The sequence below is a fragment of the Flavobacterium sp. NG2 genome (assembly GCF_034119845.1).
Lineage (GTDB): Bacteria > Bacteroidota > Bacteroidia > Flavobacteriales > Flavobacteriaceae > Flavobacterium.
Window position 1 is genome coordinate 306,790 of sequence record NZ_CP139420.1, and the last position, 23,437, is coordinate 330,226.

The 23,437-nt window shown below is 35.6% G+C and carries 18 protein-coding genes and 1 tRNA gene; 12 read left to right on the top strand and 7 right to left on the bottom strand.

The genetic code is table 11. From position 1 onward, the window contains the following. Positions 1-412: 412 nt before the first annotated feature. From infB to rimP, 3 genes are read right to left on the bottom strand one after another with little or no spacing between them, the layout of a single operon-like run. Positions 413-3,268, bottom strand: a complete 2,856-nt coding sequence (gene infB, locus SLW70_RS01415; protein WP_320890116.1) for a translation initiation factor IF-2 — start codon at positions 3,266-3,268, stop codon at positions 413-415. A 52-nt stretch (positions 3,269-3,320) separates the two neighbouring features. Beyond that, positions 3,321-4,574, bottom strand: a complete 1,254-nt coding sequence (nusA, locus tag SLW70_RS01420) for a transcription termination factor NusA (RefSeq protein ID WP_320890117.1) — start codon at positions 4,572-4,574, stop codon at positions 3,321-3,323. A 13-nt stretch (positions 4,575-4,587) separates the two neighbouring features. Beyond that, on the bottom strand, positions 4,588-5,052 hold the full coding sequence (rimP, locus tag SLW70_RS01425) for a ribosome assembly cofactor RimP (protein ID WP_320890118.1): 465 nt from the start codon (positions 5,050-5,052) through the stop codon (positions 4,588-4,590). 175 nt (positions 5,053-5,227) lie between these two features. On the opposite strand from rimP, the gene SLW70_RS01430 reads away from it, so the two are divergent. Further along, positions 5,228-6,052: a universal stress protein gene (locus tag SLW70_RS01430; RefSeq protein WP_320890120.1), complete on the top strand. Its 825-nt coding sequence runs from the start codon at positions 5,228-5,230 to the stop codon at positions 6,050-6,052. 50 nt (positions 6,053-6,102) lie between these two features. Here the strand turns inward: SLW70_RS01430 and SLW70_RS01435 are convergent. Beyond that, positions 6,103-6,173 (bottom strand) — tRNA-Gln (locus SLW70_RS01435). A 239-nt stretch (positions 6,174-6,412) separates the two neighbouring features. Between SLW70_RS01435 and SLW70_RS01440 the strand changes: the two genes are divergently transcribed. Further along, complete coding sequence (locus SLW70_RS01440; protein ID WP_320890121.1) at positions 6,413-9,712, top strand: DUF2723 domain-containing protein; 3,300 nt, start codon at positions 6,413-6,415, stop codon at positions 9,710-9,712. A 96-nt stretch (positions 9,713-9,808) separates the two neighbouring features. After that, positions 9,809-10,450, top strand: coding sequence for a polysaccharide deacetylase family protein (locus SLW70_RS01445; RefSeq protein WP_320890122.1), 642 nt, complete (start codon positions 9,809-9,811; stop codon positions 10,448-10,450). 203 nt (positions 10,451-10,653) lie between these two features. On the opposite strand, the gene SLW70_RS01450 is transcribed toward SLW70_RS01445, so the two are convergent. Both SLW70_RS01450 and SLW70_RS01455 read right to left on the bottom strand, forming a co-directional pair. Continuing rightward, positions 10,654-10,950 (bottom strand): thioredoxin family protein, encoded by a 297-nt coding sequence (locus SLW70_RS01450; protein ID WP_320890124.1) that lies wholly within the window; start codon positions 10,948-10,950, stop codon positions 10,654-10,656. 74 nt (positions 10,951-11,024) lie between these two features. After that, entirely contained in the window at positions 11,025-12,257 is a 1,233-nt protein-coding gene (locus SLW70_RS01455; RefSeq protein ID WP_320890126.1) for a metallophosphoesterase, read from the bottom strand. Between the two features lie 469 nt (positions 12,258-12,726). Here SLW70_RS01455 and SLW70_RS01460 point away from each other — a divergent pair, with 469 nt between their 5' ends. The 3 genes from SLW70_RS01460 to SLW70_RS01470 all read left to right on the top strand — a co-directional run bounded on the left by SLW70_RS01460 (position 12,727) and on the right by SLW70_RS01470 (position 17,530). Next, entirely contained in the window at positions 12,727-13,266 is a 540-nt protein-coding gene (locus tag SLW70_RS01460) for a dihydrofolate reductase family protein (protein ID WP_320890127.1), read from the top strand. 445 nt (positions 13,267-13,711) lie between these two features. Continuing rightward, entirely contained in the window at positions 13,712-16,561 is a 2,850-nt protein-coding gene (polA, locus tag SLW70_RS01465; RefSeq protein ID WP_320890128.1) for a DNA polymerase I, read from the top strand. A 156-nt stretch (positions 16,562-16,717) separates the two neighbouring features. After that, positions 16,718-17,530 carry a DUF2490 domain-containing protein gene (locus tag SLW70_RS01470; protein ID WP_320890129.1) on the top strand — a complete coding sequence of 271 codons (813 nt, stop codon included), beginning with the start codon at positions 16,718-16,720 and terminating at the stop codon, positions 17,528-17,530. 28 nt (positions 17,531-17,558) lie between these two features. Here SLW70_RS01470 and SLW70_RS01475 read toward each other — a convergent pair whose 3' ends face one another. Further along, on the bottom strand, positions 17,559-18,608 hold the full coding sequence (locus tag SLW70_RS01475; RefSeq protein ID WP_320890131.1) for a LacI family DNA-binding transcriptional regulator: 1,050 nt from the start codon (positions 18,606-18,608) through the stop codon (positions 17,559-17,561). Between the two features lie 354 nt (positions 18,609-18,962). Between SLW70_RS01475 and rplM the strand changes: the two genes are divergently transcribed. From rplM to SLW70_RS01505, 6 genes are all read left to right on the top strand, one after another. After that, entirely contained in the window at positions 18,963-19,418 is a 456-nt protein-coding gene (gene rplM / locus SLW70_RS01480; protein WP_320890133.1) for a 50S ribosomal protein L13, read from the top strand. Then, positions 19,418-19,804: a 30S ribosomal protein S9 gene (rpsI, locus tag SLW70_RS01485; RefSeq protein WP_320890134.1), complete on the top strand. Its 387-nt coding sequence runs from the start codon at positions 19,418-19,420 to the stop codon at positions 19,802-19,804. Before rplM ends, rpsI begins: the two co-directional genes overlap by 1 nt. Before the next feature lie 169 nt (positions 19,805-19,973). Then, positions 19,974-20,738 (top strand): 30S ribosomal protein S2, encoded by a 765-nt coding sequence (gene rpsB / locus SLW70_RS01490; protein WP_320890135.1) that lies wholly within the window; start codon positions 19,974-19,976, stop codon positions 20,736-20,738. A 135-nt stretch (positions 20,739-20,873) separates the two neighbouring features. Then, positions 20,874-21,842: a translation elongation factor Ts gene (tsf, locus tag SLW70_RS01495; protein ID WP_320890136.1), complete on the top strand. Its 969-nt coding sequence runs from the start codon at positions 20,874-20,876 to the stop codon at positions 21,840-21,842. A 251-nt stretch (positions 21,843-22,093) separates the two neighbouring features. Next, positions 22,094-22,750 carry a queuosine precursor transporter gene (locus tag SLW70_RS01500; protein WP_320890137.1) on the top strand — a complete coding sequence of 219 codons (657 nt, stop codon included), beginning with the start codon at positions 22,094-22,096 and terminating at the stop codon, positions 22,748-22,750. Next, complete coding sequence (locus SLW70_RS01505) at positions 22,737-23,306, top strand: DNA-3-methyladenine glycosylase I (protein ID WP_320890139.1); 570 nt, start codon at positions 22,737-22,739, stop codon at positions 23,304-23,306. The genes SLW70_RS01500 and SLW70_RS01505 overlap by 14 nt, the downstream gene beginning before the upstream one ends. The last annotated feature ends 131 nt before the right edge of the window (positions 23,307-23,437 follow it).

Consider the following 23,437-nt stretch of genomic DNA (forward strand, 5'->3'; position numbering starts at 1 on the left):
CTTGTTGATTGAAATTTATAAATGCTATTCAGTTTCAACAGTAATTACATAAAAAGTCGCTTTTTCGATTTGTGATTTTCAAGAATACTATTTTGTGCAAAAGTCAGGAGACTTATAGTACGATTTCGTTTATAATAACATTTTAAAATTGCGCAAAGTCAGAGACATTTGCGCAGCGAGCTACACTTTGCGGACCTGATAGAAGTAAAAATACTTGCTGGGGCTTACTTTAGCCCACACAAAATTACTTCATATACTTTTATTTTTATTAGGAGCTCAGTGAACTTCTCTTGTAACGGACTGCAGGAAACAACTCCTAAAAAAGGCATCGACAAGTTCAGCCTGACAAAAAAGTATAAACCAAAAAAAATCCCGATTTCTCGGGATTTTTTATAAAAACTATATCGAAATTTTATTTCAATTTCTTTTTGATTGCTACCTCATGGTATGCTTCGATAACATCTCTTTCTTCGATGTCGTTGAATCCTTTAATTTGGATACCACAATCATAACCTTTAGTTACTTCTTTTACATCGTCTTTGAAACGTTTCAAGGCAACTAATTCCCCTTCGTGAACTACAACACCATCACGGATAACTCTAATCTTACCATTTCTAGTAATCTTACCATCCATCACCATCGATCCAGCAATAGAACCTACTTTAGAGATTTTGAATATCTCTCTAATTTCAGCTGTACCTAATACCTCTTCTTTCATCTCTGGCGCTAACATTCCTTCCATCGCATCTTTCAAGTCATCGATAGCAGCATAGATAATAGAGTAGTAACGGATATCGATTTCTTCTTTATCAGCTAATTGTCTTGCGTTTCCAGCAGGACGAACGTTAAATCCGATAATAATTGCATCAGAAGCCGATGCCAACATAACGTCAGTCTCTGTAATTGCTCCAACACCTTTATGGATAATGTTAATTTGAATTTCTTCGGTAGATAATTTAGAGAACGAATCAGATAATGCTTCCACAGAACCATCCACGTCCCCTTTAAGGATTACGTTCAATTCTTTAAATTGACCTAAAGCAATACGACGACCAATTTCATCCAATGTAATATGACGTTGAGTACGTACTGACTGTTCACGCATTAATTGAGAACGTTTAGCTGCAATTTGTTTTGCTTCTTTTTCGTCTTCAAAAATATTAAACTTATCACCTGCTGTAGCTGCGCCATCCAAACCAAGAACAGATACTGGTGTAGAAGGTCCTGCAACAGAAACGGCATTTCCTCTTTCATCGTGCATCGCTTTGATTTTACCGTGATGCTTACCTGCTAACATATAGTCACCAATTCTTAAAGTACCATGTTGTACTAAAATAGTTGACACATATCCTTTTCCTTTATCTAAGAAAGCTTCCACTACAGTTCCTTGAGCTGCTTTATTAGGGTTCGATTTCAAATCTAAAATCTCAGCCTCTAATAATACTTTCTCTAATAAATCTTTTACTCCTGTACCTAGTTTTGCAGAGATATCATGAGATTGGATTTTTCCACCCCAATCTTCAACAAGTAAATTCATACTTGCCAAACGCTCTTTGATTTTATCCACATTTGCATTAGGCTTATCAACTTTGTTTATCGCAAAAATGATTGGAACACCTGCCGCTTGAGCATGACTAATTGCCTCTTTTGTTTGTGGCATGATATCATCATCGGCCGCAATTACGATAATAGCAATATCGGTAACTTGAGCTCCACGTGCACGCATCGCGGTAAACGCCTCGTGACCTGGTGTATCAAGGAATGCTATTTTTTGTCCGTTATCCAAAGTTACTCCGTAGGCACCAATATGTTGTGTGATTCCTCCAGACTCTCCAGCGATAACATTTTCTTTACGAATATAATCCAGCAAAGAGGTCTTACCATGATCGACGTGACCCATTACAGTTACGATTGGCGCTCTAAATACTAAATCTTCTTCTTTATCTTCAACAACTTCAATTGCTTCTTCAATATCTACAGTAATGAATTCAACATCATAACCAAACTCATCAGCCACAATAGTTAAGGTTTCAGCATCTAGACGCTGGTTCATGGTTACCATGATACCTAATGACATACAAGTACCAATTACTTTTGTAATAGGCACATCCATCATAATAGCAATTTCACCTACAGTTACAAACTCAGTAACTTTGATTGTTTTGCTTTCTTCATCTAAAGCTCTTTGCTCCTCATCAGATTTTTGACGGTGTGTATCTCTTTTATCTCTTCTATATTTCGCTGCTTTAGATTTACCACCTTTTTTACCTTGTAGTTTCTCTAGAGTCTCACGAATTTGATTTTTAACTTCTTCCTCCGTAGGTTCAACCTTTGCTACTATAGCTGGTCTATTTCCTTTTACGAAGCCTGGTCTTGAACTACGGTTAAAACCACCTCCACCAGCATTTGGCGTAATCTTATTAGGATTTGGTGAACCTGGAGTTCCTGGCGTTTTAGGAGCACCTGGTTTAGGAGCAATCCTTTTACGTTTATTTTTATTAGCACCTGCATTTGCTCCTGGAGCACCTGGCTTATTAGGAGTGATTTTAGGCTCTTCTTTTTTCTTCTTAGGTTTATTAAACTGAGACAAATCAATCGTTTGTCCTGTTAATTTAGCACCAGATAATTTTTGATATTGAGTAGCAATTGCTTCTTCAGCAGGGGCTTCATCTGTTTTAGGAGTTGCTTTAGCTTCTTCTTTAGGAGTAGCAGCTACTTCTTTTTTAGACTCTTTAACCTCTTTAGCTTCCACAACAGGTTTAGGCTCTTTTTTGTCTGAAACAACTTTTTCTTGTACAGGTTCTTTTGGCTCTGATTTTTCAACCACAGCTTCTGCCTTAGGTTCTTCAACCTTTTCGGCAACTGGTTTTGCTGGTGCTGGTGCTGGCGTTTTCTTCTTAGGATCAAGATCAATTTTTCCCACTTGAACAGGTCCTGTTACCACAGCTCTCGCTTTGATTACTTCTTGCTGTCTCAAACGCTCTTCTTCCTCTTGCTTACGTTTATCTTCTAATTCATTTTCTCTTTCGATACGTAAAGCCTCTTTTTCTTTTCTTCGCTCTTCTCCCACTTCTTTAGAAGCTTCTTTTTTCCCTTTGTCACCCGCAAATTGACCGCACAAGACATTGTATACGTCACCAGAAATTTTTGTGTTTGGATTAGACTCAATACTAATTCCTTTATCTTTTAGATAATCCACAGCTCTTTCTAGAGAAATATTCAATTCTCTTAAAACTTTGTTTATTCTTATAACTCTCTCTTCAGACATAAAACCTTTTTATTATTACCTTTTTCGTTGTGTTGCTAGAAGCACTTGTAGTCTAACTTTCAAATTCCTCTTTCAATATTCTCATTACATCTAGAATAGTCTCCTCTTCTAGGTCTGTTCTTCTTACCAAATCCTCTACTTCTTGACCTAAAATACTTTTAGCAGTATCCAAACCAATTTTAGCAAATTCTTCAATAACCCATTCTTCAATCTCATCAGAGAACTCTGTTAATTCAACATCATCCTCATCAGCAGTCGCACCAGCTACATCTCCTTCACGAATAACATCTAATTCATAACCTGTCAAAAGACCTGCTAATCTAATGTTATGCCCTCCACGACCAATAGCCTTAGAAACTTCTTCTAATTTCAAGAACACCTCAGCTCTTTTTGTTTCTTCATTAATTTTAATAGACGAAACTTTTGCTGGGCTTAACGCTCTTGTTATAAACAACTGAATGTTACTTGTATAATTAATAACATCAATATTTTCATTACCTAACTCACGAACAATACCGTGAATACGAGAACCTTTCATTCCCACACAAGCTCCTACAGGATCAATTCTATCATCATAAGAATCTACCGCTACTTTTGCTTTCTCACCAGGGATTCTCACTACATTCTTAACCATAATCAAACCGTCAAAAACCTCTGGTATTTCTTGCTCAAACAATTTCTCTAAAAACTTCTCAGAAGTTCTAGACATAATAATTTGAGGCTTGTTCCCTTTTAGCTCAACGCTTTCGATAATTCCACGAACATTATCTCCTTTACGGAAAAAATCAGATGGAATTTGTTTTTCTTTTGGCAAAACAATTTCGTTTCCTTCATCATCAACCAAAATAACAACTCTAGGTCTTACATGGTGAACTTCGGCGGTGTAAATATCGCCAATTAAATCTTTAAATTGCTTATAAAGATTGGTATTGTCATGCTCATGGATTTTAGAAATCAAATTTTGACGTAAGGCCAAAATCGCTCTTCTTCCTAAATCTATTAATTTTACTTCTTCAGAAACCTCTTCACCAATTTCGAAATCGGCTTCAATTTTTCTTGCTTCAGTAAGTGTAATCTCTTCGTTTTCAAAATCTAAATCTTCGTCAGCAACAATAACTCTCCTTCTCCAAATCTCCATATCCCCTTTGTCAGGGTTTATAATAATATCAAAATTATCATCTGAACCGTATTTTTTCTTCAATGCATTTCTAAATACATCTTCTAAAATTGCCATAAGCGTTACACGATCAATAAGTTTATCATCTTTAAACTCTGAAAATGAATCGATTAATGCTAAATTTTCCATGCGAATTCTTTAATTAAAATGTTACTGTAACAATTGCTTCTTTTATATCTCCGTAAGGTATCTCCAGTTTTTTCTGAACTGTTTCTTTACCTTTCCCTATCTTCTTTGGCTCTCTTGCTTCCCATGACAAAATTACAAAATCATCATTAGCATCAACTAATTCTGCCTCTAATTTTTCTGTTTCCGTTTTCACAATCAGCGTTCTACCAATATTTTTCTTGTACTGACGCACCAATTTTAACGGCGCTCCTACCCCAAAAGAGGCTACTTCTAGTGAAAAATCTTGCTCTTCACGGTCTAAATTAGCTTCTACTGCTCGACTAATATCAATACAATCTTGCAAAACAACGCCATTATCACCATCAATCGTCACTATAATTTTAAAAGCATCAGTAACCACTACATCAATTAAAAAAAGTGATGGTCGCTCCGACAACGCCTCCAACAATAATGAATTTACTTTTTCTTTAAATACCATATTTTTATAAAAAGAGGGGACATATTAGTCCCCTCATTATCTAGATTTTAATAAATAACGGTGCAAATATAGTGTTTTTTTTATAAATCAAAAAAAATAGATTGCTGTTAAAAAAATTCTTATCTTTATTACAACCAAAAACAAAGATTTTTCCCATACAACAAATCTTAAAACTATGAAACGAATTTTAGTCCCTACCGACTTTTCCACGCACGCAGAAAACGCTTTGAAAGTGGCTGCGAAAATTGCGAAAAAACAAAATTGTGAAATTCTGCTGCTTCATATGCTTGAAATCCCCACTCAAATGAACGATGCCATAACAGGAACAGCAGGAATACCCGAAGTTATGCTTTTTATTCGAAAAGCAAACGAAACGCTTGACAACGAAACCCAAAAAAGCTTCCTAAAAGACATTCCAATCACAAAACATGTTCAATTTGAAAAAGCATCAGAAGGAATTCTTTCTTTTATCAAAAAATACGAAATTGACTTAATTGTTATGGGATCACATGGAATATCTGGACTAGAAGAATTACTAATGGGCTCCAATACCGAAAAAGTAGTTCGCCAATCTAAAGTTCCCGTTTTAGTCATAAAAAACAAAGACTTTGAATTCAACAACCCCCATTTTGTTTTCGCCTCCGATTTCACAAACGAAATTAAAGCTCCCTTCAGCAAAATGCTTGAATTCGCTTCCATTTTTGATGCCCAACTTTCCCTTGTTATGATTTGCACCCCAAACAGTTTCAAAACAACAAGAACCGCAAAAAAAATACTAAATGATTTTATTGCCGAATTCGAGTTAAAAAATCATTCTGTTCACTTTTACAACGACACTAATATAGAAAAAGGAATAATCAATTTTGCCAACGACGTAAATGCCGATTTAATTGGACTTTGCACACATGGAAGAACCGGCTTATCTCATTTTTTCACAGGAAGTATCAGCGAAGACTTAGTCAATCACGCATCTAGACCTGTGATTACTTTCAAAATTTAATCACAAACTATCTAAAATGAAAAAGCCTCTCGATTGAGAGGCTTTTTGCGTTGGTCCACAAGGACTCGAACCTTGAATGACTGCACCAAAAACAGTAGTGTTACCATTACACCATGGACCAATAGTGCTTGATTGCGGGTGCAAATTTATAACAATATTTAGTTTCTGCAAATTTTTTTGTCATTTTTATTAAAAAAATTTCACTTCAAAGCGCAAAAAAACCAGTACTCCTAAAAAAGAAACTAAATATCAACCAATTAGCAATTCCTGACTGTTTACTAGAAAATTTTGTTAATGACCCAAACTTTCAATAAAAAAACATTTTCTTTGCATCTTAAAAATAAAATTAAATTTTGACACATGAATAAGGAGGCATTCAATTTTAATAAATGGAATACTATCATCGGTTGGATTACATTTGGAATCGCATTGATAACTTATAGTTTAACAGTTGAACCTACAATGAGTTTTTGGGATTGCGGTGAATATATCGCTACTTCGGCAAAACTAGAAGTAGGACATCCCCCTGGAGCTCCATTATTCCAAATGATTGGTGCTTTTTTCGCCATGTTTGCCATGGACAACCAACATATAGCATTAATGGTAAACATGACCTCCGTTTTCTCCAGTGCTTTTACTATCCTATTTATGTTTTGGTCATCATCGATGATTTTAAGAAAAATAATTCACGCTACTTCTGAAGAAAACAATATCTATAGTAATAATCAAAATCATTCAATTGCCATTCTAGGAAGCTCTTTTGTAGGCTCATTAGCATATACATTTTCAGACAGCTTTTGGTATAATGCTGTTGAGGCCGAGGTATACGCAATGGCTTCCCTGTTAATATCTTTGCTATTTTGGTTAGGCTTGCGCTGGGAACAAGACATGAATACCCCAAGAGGAAACAAATGGCTTCTGGTTATATCTTTAGTTATTGGACTTTCGTTTGGAGTTCACTTCATGGCACTCTTAACCATTCCTTCTATTGGATTATTATATTATTTTAAAAATTACAAAACGGTAACTGTCAAAAACTTTATCATCGCCAATATCGTTGTTGTTTCTGTATTGTTATTCATTTTTAAACTACTCCTTCCTTTAACCATGGCTTTCTTTGGGAAAAGCGAAATATTCTTCGTCAACAACTTCGGACTACCATTTGATGCCGGAACCATATTAGTTGCCCTTCTTCTAGTTGCTATTTTTTATTTTGGATTAAAATACACTCGAGACAAAGGACTTGTACAGTACAACACCTTACTACTTTGTATACTTTTCATCTTTATTGGTTTTTCAACCTGGATGATGTTGCCTATTAGAGCAAATGCAAATACCGTTATCAACGAAAATAAACCATCAGATGCCGCAGAGGTTTTGGCTTACTACAATCGTGAACAATACGGAGTAAACCCTTTATTTTATGGCCCTCAATACACTGAAACTTTCGCTGGACTAGACCCTGAAACACCTTATCTTGACAAAGCACCTAACTATGAAAGAGATTACAAAACAGGTAAGTATGTCATTGTAAACAACTACAAAAATGCTGTACAAAACAGTGACGACCGCCACAAAACCATTCTACCTAGAATGTGGAGTTCTGAACACATTGCAAACTACATTAACTTCACGAACCCACCTCAATTTACCATCAATCCAAATTATCCTTACGAAGAAGATTTAGCTAAATATGGTGTAGATGTAAGCAAAATTTCTGAAGAAGACTACAACAAAGCCATTGCTCAACTAAAAAATGAAGTAGAAAAAACAGTTTCGGAATTCAGACTTGCTTATGCTCAAAAACAAATTGACAACGAAGGCTATGTAAAATTCTTGAAAAGCTATGGTGAATATTTAATTATAGACAAACCAACCACAGCCGACAACTTGAGCTTTATGGTCGAATACCAATTTGGATATATGTATTGGAGATACTTGATGTGGAACTTCGTTGGAAGACAAAGTGACAACCAAGGAAAATACGATTATCTAGAAGGAAACTGGCTAAGCGGAATCAATTTTATTGACGAAATTCACTTAGGCTCACAAGAAAACCTTCCTTCTGACATTATTAACAACAAAGGAAGAAATACTTACTATTTCATCCCTTTTATCCTTGGACTTATAGGAATTATGTACCATGCTAGTAAAGACCGTAAAAGTTTTTATGTGCTTTTAATGCTGTTTTTATTCATGGGACTGGCATTGAAAATATACCTCAACGAAAGACCTTTTGAGCCAAGAGAACGAGATTATGCCTTGGTAGGTTCTTTCTACGTGTTTGCTATCTGGATTGGACTGGGCGTATATTCTTTATACGAAAGTTTACAAACTTATTTGGCACCAAAAATAGCTGGACCTATTATTATCTCTGCTTGTTTACTTGCTGGACCAGTCATTATGGCCTCGGAAAATTGGGACGACCACGATCGCTCTGGCAAATATACCGCCCTATCAATGGCCAAAGCGTATTTGAATTCTTGTGATCCAAATGCCATCCTATTTACCATCGGGGATAACGACACCTTCCCACTTTGGTACGCACAAGAAATTGAAAACATTAGAACCGATGTGAAAATCGTCAACACCAGCCTTTTCATGACCGACTGGTATATCGACCAAATGAAGATGAAAACCTACGAGTCTGACCCATTACCTATTTCTTTTACACACGACCAATACGTGGGTGACAAATTAGACTATGTGGCTTATATACCGAAGACCGAAAGCAGATGGGAATTGAAAGCAATTATTGACTTTATCAAAAACCCACAATCGACGGTAGGATTACAAAATGGACAAACCATCCACTTTTTCCCTACTAATAAAATCCGAATCCCAATTGACAAAAATACCATTATCAAAAACAAGGTTGTTGCTCCTAAATACAACGACTCAATCGTTCCGTATATCGACATTGATATCACAGGAAGCGCCTTATACAAAAACAGATTAATGATGCTTGATCTCGTGGTTAATAACAACTGGAAAAGACCTATCTATTTTAGTGGAGGAGCCTATGACAGTGAAGATTATCTTTGGATGAAAGAATACCTACAACTAGAAGGAATGGTCTACAAATTAGTCCCATTAAAAACGCCTATTCCAAAAGATGGAAGTCCAATGGACATGGGACAAATTGACTCTGACAAAATGTACAATAACATCATGGCTTGGGACTGGGGAAATAGCGATAGTAATAAAATCTATCACGACCCTGAAACAAGAAGAGAAAGCATCACTTACAGAACCAACTTATCGCGATTAATGGATCAATTAATTGCAGAAAACAAAATAGACAAAGCAAAAAATATCATCAATCTAGCAATGACTAAAATGCCGCTAGAAAAATTTGGTTATTATTCTCTAATTGAGCCTTTTGCCAAAGGATATTACCAAACAAACCAAACTGCAAAAGCACAAGATTTACTAACAAAATTAATAGGTAAATACCAAGAAAACCTAAATTACTACAGCAAAATAGGCCTTGCTGAACAATCTCAGATTGCAATTGATATCATTACCGATATCGAACGCTATAGAAGTCTTTTGCTTGTAATGAGAGATAATGGAGATTTAGCTTTCTACGAAAAAAACAAGAAAACATTCAATACGTATATTGAAATATTTGAACGTTTTGGAAGAGAAAAAGAATAATTCATTACCACATAAAATCCTATAAAAAAGTGCGGCATTTGTTTGGAAATGGTCGCACTTTTTTATAACTTAAAGTCTCCAAAAACAACTACTACTATGAGCTTCTACTGGATAAAAACAAATGCATTTATCAAATGGATATTTTCAAATTATGTATGGGACATCCCTAACAATGAAAATAAAATATACCTAAGTTTTGATGATGGCCCTACACCAGAGATTACAGATTGGGTATTAGAAGAACTTAAAAAACACAATGCCAAAGCCACCTTTTTTTGCGTAGGCAAAAACATTGAAGAACAACCACAATTATTCGAAAAAATAATTGAGAACAAGCACGCCATTGGAAACCACACCTTCAACCACTTAAATGGATGGAAAACAGCCACTAAGAAATACATAAAGAATGTAAAAAGATGCGCAAAAATCATTGCTAAACACAACTATTCTTTAACTTCAAAATTCTTTCGTCCTCCTTATGGAAAAATGACAAATGGACAACTTGACGAACTTAAAAAAGAAGGCTATAAAATTATTATGTGGGATGTATTGAGTGCCGACTTTGACACTTCAATCTCAAAAGAAAAATGCTTGAAAAATGTAATATCAAATATCAAACCGGGAAGTATCATTATATTTCACGACAGCGTTAAAGCATTCCAAAATTTAAAATACACACTTCCGAGAGTTTTAGATTTTATTGATGAAAAGAAGTTTCAGTATGATGTCATACCGTAATTTTGGGAAAAACAAAGAATAACCGCAGATGCACAGATTATTTTTTTATCTTATATCTTAAAATTTTAGATAAATTAATTTGCGCTAATTCCACTAATAAGCGGTTAATTCACAATCAAAATTCAATTAATAATTTGCGACACGAGCCTGAAAGAGCGACTGGCGAAGCAATTAGCGGTAAAAAAACATACACAAAACGCATACTACAATTGCTCTTGAACAATAGCAATAATACTATTAGCGTCTAGTTCTCCGGATTGTCTCCAGATCATTTGTCCGCCTTTATAAATCATCAAAGTAGGAAGCCCTTTAATTCTTAAGGCTTCTGCTAATTCTTGATTTTTATCCACATCAATTTTAATCACCTTAGCTTTATCGCCTAGCGCTGCCGCTACATCCTTGATAACGGGATGCATCGATAAAGAAGATTCATTCCACTCTGTGTAAAAGTCGATTAACACAGGTACTTGTGCGTTTATAAGTTCTCCAAATTTTGACATAAACCCAAAAATTTAATATTTAAATCTACTAAAAAAACTAGATATTAAGTTACAAATGTAGCATTTTTAACGAATTATGCTACTTTCTCCCCTTTTTTTAGCTCAATCACCGTAATTTCAGGCATAATTCCTACTCTTCCGGGATAGGCATGAAAGCCAAAACCGCGGTTTACATACACATAACGACCTAATGTCTCATACAAACCAGCCCATTGCGGATAAATGTATTGCGCCAAACTCCATTTGAAAAAACCTGGAATTTCTATTCCAAATTGCATTCCATGGGTGTGACCTGATAAAGTGAGTTGAAAATTCTTTTCGTGTTTCTTCAGCTCATAATCCCAATGCGATGGATCGTGACTCATCACTACTTTAAAATCTTCTTTTTGTAATCCTTCTGAGGCCTTATTGACGTCACCTACTTTCTTGAAATTATGACCCCAATTTTCTACTCCTACTAAAGCAATTTTATCATCACCCTTTCGAATAAAAGTATGTTCATTCAGCAACAATTTAAAATCAATATCCGCGTGCAAATTTTTAATAGCTTCAAAATTAGCTTCTTTATCTTCAGCCGAAGGCCAATCTATATATTCCCCATAATCATGATTCCCCAAAACCGAAAACTTACCAAATTCAGGTGTTTTAATTCGCTTAAAGGTTTCAATCCAAGGATGCATTTCCTTAGCATGCGTATTGACAATATCACCGGTAAACAAAACCAAATCCGATTCTTGCTCGTTGACCAAGTCAATCGCATAATTGATTTTATCCGCATTATCAAAACTCCCTGAATGCACATCCGAAATTTGCGTAATCGTAAAACCATCAAAAGCATCGGGCAAATCAGGAAAAAAAATGCGTTGCTTAATTACTTTGTAATTGTATTTCCCCACTGTAATCCCGTAAATCAAAGACATAAACGGAATCGAAGCCAGTCCAAGACCTATCTGACTCACAAACTTTCGGCGTGAGGCTATGAAATCACCCTCTGTTCTACCTATAAACAAATTTGCAATTCCGTTACCAATTCTAAAAACATCTTCGGTAAACATCGTAAAAACCAGCACAATCTTAGGAACATATACTAATAACATCAACCCCATAGTAAATAGCGTATGCTTGGTTTGTCCCACAGAACGGTCAAAACTCATAAACGAATACACGATATAAAGCAAAGTCGCCACACTCAAAACGCTATAACCCATGAGAACCGATTTTGATTTCAAAATCGTTCTAAAAACCTGGAAAGCATACAACTCAACAATAAAAAGGATAGTGATAAAAATCAGCATTCTAAAACCCATTTGGATATAATTTTACACAAAATAACGACATATCTAAGGCAAATGAGAGGATATTAATTAAACTTTAACTTCGGTTTATTGTTTTTAGGAGCAGAATAATCCGTTTTCATAATAAACTCTCCTCCTGCTCTCGCCTATATCTCTTCGTCCCTATCCCGAAATTTCGGGACGGGACTACGAGGATACCGGCTCCATCAGGGCTCATATCTTTGTTAGGCATTTAAAAAATCTAAAACACTTATCTTTAAGGTAGTATAAATTGATAAGCAAAAATAATATTGTTATAAATTGGCGAAATTGAATTGCAAAATCGTTTTTAAAATTATAATTATTCCCTAACTACCGCGTTAGTGATAAAAGCAATTTAAAAAATGTAAATTTACACCCCAAATTTAAGCACACATATAAAGCTTTATTTCACTTTTACAAAAGTCACCACCCTTATTGACAAACGAAATACAAAAGAACAATGAATACAAAAAATAGCGTTTTTATAGCAACAAGTTTAGATGGATATATCGCTGACAAAAATGGCGGAATTGATTGGCTACATTCTATACCGAATCCTGAAAATGACGACATGGGATATATTGAATTTACCAATAGAATTGATGCAATTGTAATGGGACGAACCACATTTGAAACTGTACTCGGATTTGATTGCGATTGGCCATATAACAAACCTGTGTTCGTATTAAGTAATACGCTAAAAGAAATAGCCGAAAGTCATCAAGGAAAAGTGTTTTTAATCAAGGGGACATTGACCGAGATTTTATCACAAATTCACGAACAAGGATATTATAAGTTATACATTGATGGAGGAACTACCATTCGTAACTTTTTGAAAGAGGATTTAATTGACGAAATGATACTCACCACAATACCAATTGTTTTAGATGGTGGTTCTCCTTTGTTTACAGAATTACCAAACCAACTGCAATTTGAACTGACTCAAACAAAAACCTTTCTGCATCAAATAGCGCAAAATCATTATAACCGAAAAAGATAAAACACAAAATCCTTACACCTGCAACAAATTGTTTCTTTTCCACATCCAATCCTAAGAAGCAGCAGCAGCATAATACTTTTCATTTCTCATTCCGGCAAGGTTTCCTAAACCTTGTAGGTTTGTTTTTGATTCAATTTGACGCCTTCAAGATCAATAAAGACCTTGCCAGATACAAATCGTGATGATTTCCCAACTCACGCGTGAGTGATAGCAGTGAAAAGCCCGCAAACCCGTGTAGCGATAGCGGAACGGGTTGAGGACTTGCAACGGATAGCACGACAGCAGCAAGGAAAAGGGGCAAATACACACAAAGAAAAGCCGCCCCTTTTCCTTGCTGGTGGCACGCCCCAATAATCACTCCAAGCATAAAAAAGACGGATAATGACCTTTAAAAAAACGAGGTTTTCAAAAAGGTTTGTTTATTTTTACGACAAAATTTTTTACTATGTCTGCTCAAAAACGTCTTTTTCTACTCGATGCTTATGCTTTAATCTTTAGAGGGTATTATGCCTTTATCAAAAACCCAAGAATCAATTCGAAAGGAATGGACACCTCGGCGATTATGGGGTTCATGAATTCGTTGATGGATGTGATTAAGCGTGAAAAGCCAGACCATTTGGCGGTGGCGTTTGATAAAGGCGGAAGCGACTTACGCAACGAATTGTTCCCTGAATACAAAGCCAATCGTGATGCCACTCCCGAGGCGATTAAGATTGCCGTTCCTTATATACAAGCGCTCTTGAACGCGATGCATATTCCGATTATTGAAGTGGCGGGTTATGAAGCCGATGACTTGATAGGAACGATTGCCAAACAGGCCGAAAAGGAAAATTACAAAGTGTTTATGGTGACGCCAGATAAGGATTTCGCCCAACTGGTATCTGAAAATATTTTTATGTACAAACCGGCTCGTATGGGCAACGGTATCGAAATTTGGGGAATTCCTGAGGTTTTGGCCAAATTTGAAGTCGAAAGACCCGAGCAAGTGATTGATTTCCTTGGTATGATGGGTGATGCTGCGGATAATATCCCTGGATTACCCGGAGTTGGCGAAGTAACCGCTAAAAAACTGTTGAAAGAATTTGGAACGATGGAAAACCTTTTAGCCAACACAGACAAGCTGAAAGGAAAAATGAAGGAGAAAATCGAGGAGAACAAGGAAAAAGGATTGTTATCAAAAACCTTGGCTACGATTTTATTGGACTGCCCGGTAACTTTCAATGAAAAGGATTACGAACTTTCAACTCCTGATGTGGAAAAAACAGATGCTTTGTTCAACGAATTGGAGTTTAGAAGAATGGCGGAGCAGTTTGACGCCATTTTCAAAAGTCCGTCATCACAAGCGCCTCAAAACGACAACGCTCCTGCTGACGACGCCAAACTATACAAAAAACCACAACCGAAGAACGAAGAACAATTTGACTTATTCTCCGCAACCTTACCTACTCACGATAACGAAGTAGTGCACCAGCAGTTTTACGGAACACTGGAAACCACACCGCATTCCTACCAAATTGTTCAAGGCGATTTAGGACTTAAATTGCTGTTGCAAAATTTACAAAAACAAACTTCGGTTTGCTTTGATACCGAAACCACTGGACTGGATGCTTTGCATGCGGAATTAGTGGGTATGTCATTTTCGTACGAAAAAGGAAAAGCATTTTATGTGCCGTTTCCCGAAAATCAAGACGAAGCCAAAGCCTTGGCGGAGAAATTTAGTCCGTTTTTTGAAAATCCAGCCATTGAAAAAATAGGACAAAACGTAAAATACGATTTGAAGATTTTGGCAAATTACGGAATTAGTGTCGCAGGAAAATTATTTGATACGATGATTGCACATTATTTGATTAATCCCGATATGCGTCATAATATGGATATTTTAAGTGAAACTTATTTGAAATATTCACCTAAATCTATCGAAGATTTGATTGGAAAGAAAGGCAAAAACCAAAAATCAATGCGCGATGTAGCGCTTGAAGACATCAAAGAATACGCTGCTGAAGATGCGGATGTGACCTACCAATTGAAAGAATTGTTTGCAGTAGAACTCGAAAAAACAGCGACTCAAAAATTGTTTGACGAAATCGAGATTCCGCTCGTACCTGTTTTGGCAGCGATGGAAACCGAAGGAATCAATCTGGATGTTTCGTTCTTGAACGCTATGTCGACTGAAATGGCTGCGGAGAGCAATGCTTTGGAACAAAAAATATACGAAACGGCTGGTGAGAAATTCAACTTGGCTTCTCCAAAACAACTCGGAGATATTTTATTCGACAAATTAAAAATAGGCGGACCAAAACAAAAGAAAACCAAAACAGGACAATACGCAACTGGAGAGGAAGTTTTGAGTTACCTAGCCAATGACAACGAAATTGTACGGGACATTCTGGAATGGCGCCAGATGGTGAAATTACAAAGCACCTATATTGATGCTTTACCTACACAAGTCAATACCAAAACAGGACGTGTTCATACAGATTATATGCAAACCGTTGCTGCAACAGGGCGATTGAGTTCGAATAATCCCAACCTGCAAAACATCCCGGTTCGTACCGAAAGAGGGCGTTTGATTCGTAAAGCGTTTATTGCTCGTGATGAAAACTACACTTTGGCTTCTGCCGATTACTCCCAAATTGAATTGCGTGTGATTGCAGCTTTGAGTGGCGAAGAAAACATGATTAAAGCCTTCCAAAACAACGAAGACATTCATAAATCAACGGCTTCAAAGGTATTCAATGTGCCTTTGGACGAAGTGACTCGTGAGCAACGTAGCCATGCTAAAACCGTGAACTTTGGGATTATTTATGGCGTTTCGGCTTTTGGATTATCAAACCAAACTAATCTTTCCCGCTCCGAAAGTGCGGACTTGATTGAAGCCTATTACAAAACCTATCCACGATTGAAATCTTATATCAGCGACCAAGTGGACTTTGCTCGTGACAATGGTTATGTTCAAACAATTTTAGGTCGTCGTCGTTATTTGAAAGATATCAACTCACAAAACGCAATTGTTCGTGGTGGTGCAGAACGTAATGCCGTCAATGCTCCTATTCAAGGTTCTGCTGCCGACATTATCAAAATTGCGATGATCAACATCCACAACAAACTGAAATCCGAAAACTGGAAGTCAAAAATGTTACTACAAGTACATGATGAACTCGTCTTTGATGTGCACAACGATGAATTAGAAAAAATCCAACCGATGATCAAACATGAAATGGAAAATGCTTTTAAATTGGAAGTACCTTTGGTGGTTGATTTAGGAATGGGAAAAAATTGGCTGGAGGCGCATTGATAGAAAAGTATTCAGTTAGCAGTGGCAGTTGGCAGCAGTGAGTACTTCAATACTATTCATCTAAAAAACAACATTCAATTATGATTTTTGACAAAGCCAAAAATTGATGTAAATGATATTTTTATAAAAAGACAATAATTAAATCCTTAACTAATTTTGAAAAAATTAAAACTTAGAGTAAGCTTATTTATAACCGTAGTAGCAACTACCTTTTCTTGGGCTCAAACCGACCCCAAAGTAGAACAAACTAACACCTGGTTATCTTATAACGGAAACCATAAACTGACAGAAAAATGGGCACTTCATACGGAATACCAACTACGTAGAAATGAAGGTTTAAAAAACCCAATGCAACACTTAATTCGATTTGGTCTTGACTATCATCTTAATAAAGATGTCTCGGTAACTGCGGGATGGGCATATATTGAAACGGCTGCTTATGGAGAATTTGCTGAACAAATTCCTTCAAAATTCAACAATCATAAGTTCAACGAACAACGTCTTTGGGAGCAATTAGCAATCAATCACAAAAATAGTGGACGTTTCTTTTTTGATAGCCGTTTTAGATTGGAGCAAAGATGGTCACAGTCGTTTACGAATACCGGCACACCCATGAGTCCAAACTTTGCAAGATATGATGATCCTGAAGAAGGCTATTGGAAACTAAGACATAGAGCTAGGTATCGCTTTAGAGTGCAAGTCCCGTTAACTAGTAGCACGATGAAAGACAACACCTTGTTTTTGGCTCTAGCCGATGAGATTATGGTCAATGTCGGTAAAAAAGTAACAGCAAATGTTTTTGATCAAAACCGTTTATCAGTAGCTTTAGGATGGCGTTTTACCAAAGACTCGAATATTCAATTGGGGTATTTGAACCAATTTTCAGAGAAAAGCGATGGGATAAATAAAGAAAACAACCATACACTCACAGTTGGCTATACTCATAATTTAGATTTTACTAAAAAATAAAATCTTTGCAGAAACAAAAAAATCCATTCTATTTTTTACGAATGGATTTTTTTTTAGAACGAGAAGACTCTCTTTCTTTTAATTTGGTTTTGATAACCACCGTTTCATAGGGAGGTTCGATTTCGTCTTCAGACTCTAAACGATCAATTAGCAATTTTGCTGCCACTTCACCAATCTCAACTCCATGTTGACTTACAGTAGTTAAACTTGGTGACAATCTTCGAGAAGCTAGAATTCCATCAGCAAATCCAATGATAGATAATTCTTCAGGTATTTTATATCCTTGGCTAACGGCAACTCTTAAAGCGGCAACCGAATCATTTTCATCCAAAGCAAAAACAGCATCTATTTCATTGTTTTGAAAAACATCGTCTATCTTACTTTTCATGTCTTCCTCACAATCGGTTCTTAAAATAATATTCTCGTTTATTTCAATCCCGTTATCTTTTAAGGCTTTTAAATAACCTTCTGTTCTTAATTTAGCCACACTTAAATTATCAATTGAGGATATTAAAGCAATGTTTTTACACCCCACATCAATTAATCGTTGGGTCACATTTAATCCAGAATCGAAATCATCCACAATCACCTTATCACAATCTATTTCATCGGCGATACGATCAAACATTACTATTGGCGTACCTTCATTAATAATATCCGAAAAATGCGAGTAATCTTGTAATTTTTGAGCTTCTTCTGAAACCGATAGAATAAATCCATCAATAGTTCCGTTACTCAACATTTGTAGTGTATTTACTTCTTTAACAATAGATTCATTGGAAATACAAGTAATCACATTGTACCCTTTCTTATCTGCTTCTTTTTCGATACCACTAAAAACTTTGGCATAAAAGGAATTCAAAATATTAGGAATAATCACTCCTATGGTTTTCGTTTTTCTATTTTTAAGATTAAGACCAATTACGTTGGGCTTATAATTCTTTAGCTTAGCATACTCTTTAATTTTAATCTTAGTCAATTCGCTGATTTCAGGACTATCATTAAGTGCTTTTGAAACAGTAGAGACAGAAACATTCAGTTCTTTTGCAATTTGTTTAAGCGTTGCTTTGACTTTCATAATTTAAGTATTTTTATAATATTTTGATAGCATTCTCAACTTTAGACTAAGACTATTTTTAGAATAAAAGTTTAAAATGATTCCAAAATTCAAATTCCAAAGCGCAAGATAATGAATTTAACAACACCATAAAAAGAACATAAAAACAGAACTTATTAATTTTAACAATATAGTTAAGTCCCGTTACCAAATCAACAAACCAAAAGCACCAGATAAGGTTATAAAATATTCAATTGATAATCAGATAAAAACCCTAAAAAAAATAATCATTTAAGGTATTTGGTTTTAAAATAATTAATTGTACTTTTGCAACCCCTTTATTGGGGATGGAATGTTTAATTAAAATATATTATTGTGAACGCATTAAGCTACAAGACAATTTCAACAACAAAAGCAAACTCTACAAAAGAGTGGATTGTTGTAGATGCTGATGGTCATAACTTAGGACGTCTTGCTTCAAAAGTCGCTATGATTTTGAGAGGTAAGTACAAGCCAAGTTACACACCACACGTGGACTGTGGAGATAACGTAATCGTTATCAACTCAGAAAAAATCAACCTTACAGGTAACAAAATGGACGAAAAAATTTACATGCGTCATACAGGTTATCCAGGAGGACAAAGAACTTTAACTGCTAAAGTATTGCAATCAAAAAACCCTGCAGCCTTAGTAGAAAAAGCAGTAAAAGGAATGTTACCTAAGAATAAATTAGGAGCAGAGCTTTTCAGAAATTTAAATGTTGTTGTTGGATCTGAGCACAAACAAGGAGCTCAAAAACCAAGAACTGTTAACCTAAACGATCTTAAGTAATGGGAGTTATTCACAAAATCGGTAGAAGAAAAACCGCTGTTGCACGTGTTTATGTTTCAGAAGGAACAGGAGTAATCACTGTAAACAAAAAAGAATTCGCAACTTACTTCCCAACAGCTACTTTACAGTACAAAGTTTTGCAACCAATGTCTATGACAGAAAATGCATCTAACTTTGACGTAAAAGTAAATGTTTACGGAGGAGGTTCAACTGGTCAAGCAGAAGCTGTAAGAATGGCAATCGCTCGCGCAATGTGTGAAGTGAACGCTGAAAACAGAGGTGTATTGAAACCAGAAGGATTATTAACTAGAGATCCAAGAATGGTTGAACGTAAGAAATTCGGTCAGAAGAAAGCTCGTAAGAGATTCCAATTCTCTAAACGTTAATATTATCCATCTTGTTCAATTAGGACAAGACTTACTGAATTTATTATTGAATTTAAAACAATGTTGTTGTTGTCTCACTGAGGTGAGAGATTAGTTTAGCATCTAAATGAAGCCTAAAGCACAAGCCCAAAGGAACATTGCTAACAACAGAACGTAAACTAGTACAAAAATGTCAAACAAAGTAGAAGTAAAAGAATTACTAGAAGCAGGTGTTCATTTTGGACACATGACTAGAAAATGGGATCCAAATATGGCTCCTTACATTTATATGGAACGTAATGGTATTCACATTATCAATCTATATAAAACTGCAGCTAAAATCGAAGAAGCTAACGAAGCTTTGAAAAAAATCGCTGCATCAGGTAGAAAAATATTATTCGTTGCTACCAAAAAACAAGCAAAAGACATCGTTGCTGAAAAAGCAGCTGCTGCAAACATGCCTTACATCACTGAAAGATGGCCTGGTGGAATGCTAACTAACTTCGTAACTATCCGTAAAGCTGTTAAAAAAATGGCTACTATTGATAAAATGAAGAAAGATGGTACTTTCATGACACTTTCTAAGAAAGAGCGTTTACAAGTAGATCGTCTTCGTGCTAAATTAGAGAAAAATTTAGGTTCAATCGCAGATATGTCTAGATTACCTGCTGCTTTATTCGTAGTAGATATCAAAGCTGAGCACATCGCAATAAAAGAAGCTCAAAAATTAAACATTCCAGTTTTCGCAATGGTTGATACAAACTCTGACCCACGTGAGGTAGATTATGTTATCCCTGCAAATGATGATGCTTCTAAATCAATTGATAAAATTTTATCTTTAGTTACTGCTGCTGTTACTGAAGGACTTTCTGAAAGAGGTTCTGACAAAGAAGCTGAAGCAGCTGAAAAAGCAGCTCCTGCTCAAGCAGAAGCTACTCCAGCAACTGAAGAATAAATCAAATTTTAAATTCCAAATTTTAAATTCCAAATTCCCCAAACGATTAATAACCCTAGGTTAGTAATTTATTAAAACTGGAATTTGGGATTTATAAATTGGAATTTTTACTTTTAACATTAAAAATAAAACATTATGTCAACTATAACTATAACGGCTGCAGACGTAAACAAATTAAGACAAACTACAGGTGCAGGAATGATGGACTGTAAAAAAGCTTTAGTTGAAGCTGAAGGAGATTTCGATAAAGCTATTGAAAACCTTAGAAAAAAAGGACAAAAAGTAGCTGCTAATCGTTCTGACCGTGAGTCTTCAGAAGGAGCTGCTGTTTCTTTTATTAACGCAGACAACACTAAAGGAGCTATTATCACTTTAAACTGTGAAACAGATTTCGTTGGTAAAAATGAAACTTTCGTTGCTTTAGCTAAAGAATTAGTTGAAAAAGCAATCAACTTCTCTTCTAAAGAGGAATTCTTAGCTTCAGATTTCAACGGTATTACAGTTGCTGAGAAATTAATCGAACAAACTGGTGTTATCGGTGAGAAAATCGAAATCGGTGGTTTCGAAATTTTAGAAGGTGCTTACGTTGGATCTTATGTTCATGTTAACAAAATTGCTGCATTAACAGCTATTTCTGCTCCAATTGCAAATGGAGAAACTTTAACAAAAGATATCTCTATGCAAGTTGCTTCTATGGGAGCTGACACATTATCTTACAAAGATTTTGATCCTGCTTTCATCGCTGCTGAACTAGATGCTCGTATTGCAGTAATTGAAAAAGAAAATGAAGAAGCAAAACGTTTAGGTAAAACTTTGAAAAATGTTCCTAAATACATCTCTTTCGCTCAATTAACTGAAGAAGTATTGAAACAAGCTGAAGAAGATGCTAAAGCTGAATTAAAAGCAGAAGGTAAACCAGAGCAAATTTGGGACAAAATTATTCCTGGAAAAGTACAACGTTTCATCTCTGACAACACTACTTTAGATCAAGAAAAAGCTTTACTAGATCAAAACTTCATCAAAGATGACAGTAAAAAAGTGGGTGACTATGTTAAAGGTTTCAACGTTGAAATTACAGGCTTCAAAAGAGTTACTTTAGGATAATCCAATATAACTTTTCACATCAAATCCCATTCGGTTTCGAATGGGATTTTTTTTTATGATTTTACCCAAATCCGCATTAGGAATTTATTATTTTTTTTTTCAGATTTCCGCAGATCTTATAACATAAACTAATAAAAAACTGTGTAAATCCATTTCATCTGTATTGTCTGTGTTCCAATGCATAATCAAGTTTAAACAAGATTCTATTTCGTTTCAAATAAAATAGTATTTTTGAGTTTCATCTCAAATATATGTTTAAAACCAAAAAAGAACTCATCTTTATCATTCTGGCAGGAATCTTCATCACCAATGCTGTTACCGCAGAACTCATCGGTGGAAAATTAATCCAAATTGGTCCATTTGTGATGAGCATCGGAATTTTACCTTGGCCTATAGTTTTTCTGACCACTGATTTAATCAACGAATATTTTGGCGAAAAAGGAGTTAAGAAACTCTCCTTAATCACCGCCTGCCTTATTGCCTACTCCTTTATCATTTTATTTTTAGCCATTGGTATTCCTGCTGCAAAAGGCATTTCGCCAGTCAACGATGACCAATTTCAAGCCGTTTTTGGACAAAGCATGTGGATTATTGTAGGAAGCATCACCGCCTTCTTAATCTCACAATTGATTGATGTGAGTATGTTTTGGTTTTTCAAAAAAAGAACAGGTGACCGCAAAATATGGCTCCGAACTACAGGTTCAACAGTCATTTCTCAATTATTCGATTCCTTTATTGTACTAGGAATCGCTTTTTGGTTGCCGGGAAAAATAAATTTTGATACCTTTATTTCCTCAGCACTCACAGGATACACTTTCAAGCTGGTTGTCGCTATCCTGCTTACTCCCTTGATTTATTTAGGTCATTTTTTAATCAAAAAACACATAGCTCAAGATGAATCCCATTAACGACAAACCAAGATGCAGCTGGTGTTTATCCAGCGATTTATACCGAGAATACCACGACACCGAATGGGGCAAACCCGTTTATGATGACGCTACCCTATTTGAATTTCTGTTACTCGAAACCTTCCAAGCGGGTTTGAGTTGGATTACCATCCTGAACAAAAGAGAAAATTTCCGCCAAGCTTTTGACCAATTTGATTATAAAAAAATAGCCCAATATTCGGATGACAAAATCCAAGAGTTATTGCAGGATTCGGGTATCATTCGAAACAAACTCAAAGTTTATTCGGCGGTCACAAATGCTCAAAATTTTATCAAAATCCAAGAAGAATTTGGCAGTTTTTCCAAATACATTTGGGGATTTGTAGATGGAAAACCCATTGACAACAAACCCAAAACCCTCAAAGAGGTACCTGCCACTACTCCGCTTTCGGATGCTATTAGCAAAGATTTAAAAAAGCGAGGTTTTAAATTCGTTGGTTCTACTGTTGTTTATGCGCACATGCAAGCTACCGGCATGGTGAATGACCACGTTGAGAATTGCTGGACGAGAGGATGATATTCTTAGTTAAAAATAAAATAGCACTAATGTATTGTCATTGATACAGTCTAAAAATAAAATAGAATACACACATTGAGATTAATCTTTATTTTTTATTACTATTTTTGTAAAAATAATTCCTTTTCAGG

What these genes read in the sequence shown, in the direction of transcription:
- tsf (WP_320890136.1), top strand. Translation starts at nt 20,874, where the DNA reads ATGTCAACTATAACTATAACGGCTGCAGACGTAAACAAATTAAGACAA.
- rpsB (WP_320890135.1), top strand. Translation starts at nt 19,974, where the DNA reads ATGTCAAACAAAGTAGAAGTAAAAGAATTACTAGAAGCAGGTGTTCAT.
- SLW70_RS01430 (WP_320890120.1), top strand. Translation starts at nt 5,228, where the DNA reads ATGAAACGAATTTTAGTCCCTACCGACTTTTCCACGCACGCAGAAAAC.
- SLW70_RS01505 (WP_320890139.1), top strand. Translation starts at nt 22,737, where the DNA reads ATGAATCCCATTAACGACAAACCAAGATGCAGCTGGTGTTTATCCAGC.
- SLW70_RS01440 (WP_320890121.1), top strand. Translation starts at nt 6,413, where the DNA reads ATGAATAAGGAGGCATTCAATTTTAATAAATGGAATACTATCATCGGT.
- rpsI (WP_320890134.1), top strand. Translation starts at nt 19,418, where the DNA reads ATGGGAGTTATTCACAAAATCGGTAGAAGAAAAACCGCTGTTGCACGT.
- SLW70_RS01500 (WP_320890137.1), top strand. Translation starts at nt 22,094, where the DNA reads ATGTTTAAAACCAAAAAAGAACTCATCTTTATCATTCTGGCAGGAATC.
- rimP (WP_320890118.1), bottom strand. Translation starts at nt 5,052, where the DNA reads ATGGTATTTAAAGAAAAAGTAAATTCATTATTGTTGGAGGCGTTGTCG.
- polA (WP_320890128.1), top strand. Translation starts at nt 13,712, where the DNA reads ATGTCTGCTCAAAAACGTCTTTTTCTACTCGATGCTTATGCTTTAATC.
- SLW70_RS01455 (WP_320890126.1), bottom strand. Translation starts at nt 12,257, where the DNA reads ATGGGTTTTAGAATGCTGATTTTTATCACTATCCTTTTTATTGTTGAG.
- SLW70_RS01450 (WP_320890124.1), bottom strand. Translation starts at nt 10,950, where the DNA reads ATGTCAAAATTTGGAGAACTTATAAACGCACAAGTACCTGTGTTAATC.
- SLW70_RS01460 (WP_320890127.1), top strand. Translation starts at nt 12,727, where the DNA reads ATGAATACAAAAAATAGCGTTTTTATAGCAACAAGTTTAGATGGATAT.
- nusA (WP_320890117.1), bottom strand. Translation starts at nt 4,574, where the DNA reads ATGGAAAATTTAGCATTAATCGATTCATTTTCAGAGTTTAAAGATGAT.
- SLW70_RS01475 (WP_320890131.1), bottom strand. Translation starts at nt 18,608, where the DNA reads ATGAAAGTCAAAGCAACGCTTAAACAAATTGCAAAAGAACTGAATGTT.
- infB (WP_320890116.1), bottom strand. Translation starts at nt 3,268, where the DNA reads ATGTCTGAAGAGAGAGTTATAAGAATAAACAAAGTTTTAAGAGAATTG.
- SLW70_RS01445 (WP_320890122.1), top strand. Translation starts at nt 9,809, where the DNA reads ATGAGCTTCTACTGGATAAAAACAAATGCATTTATCAAATGGATATTT.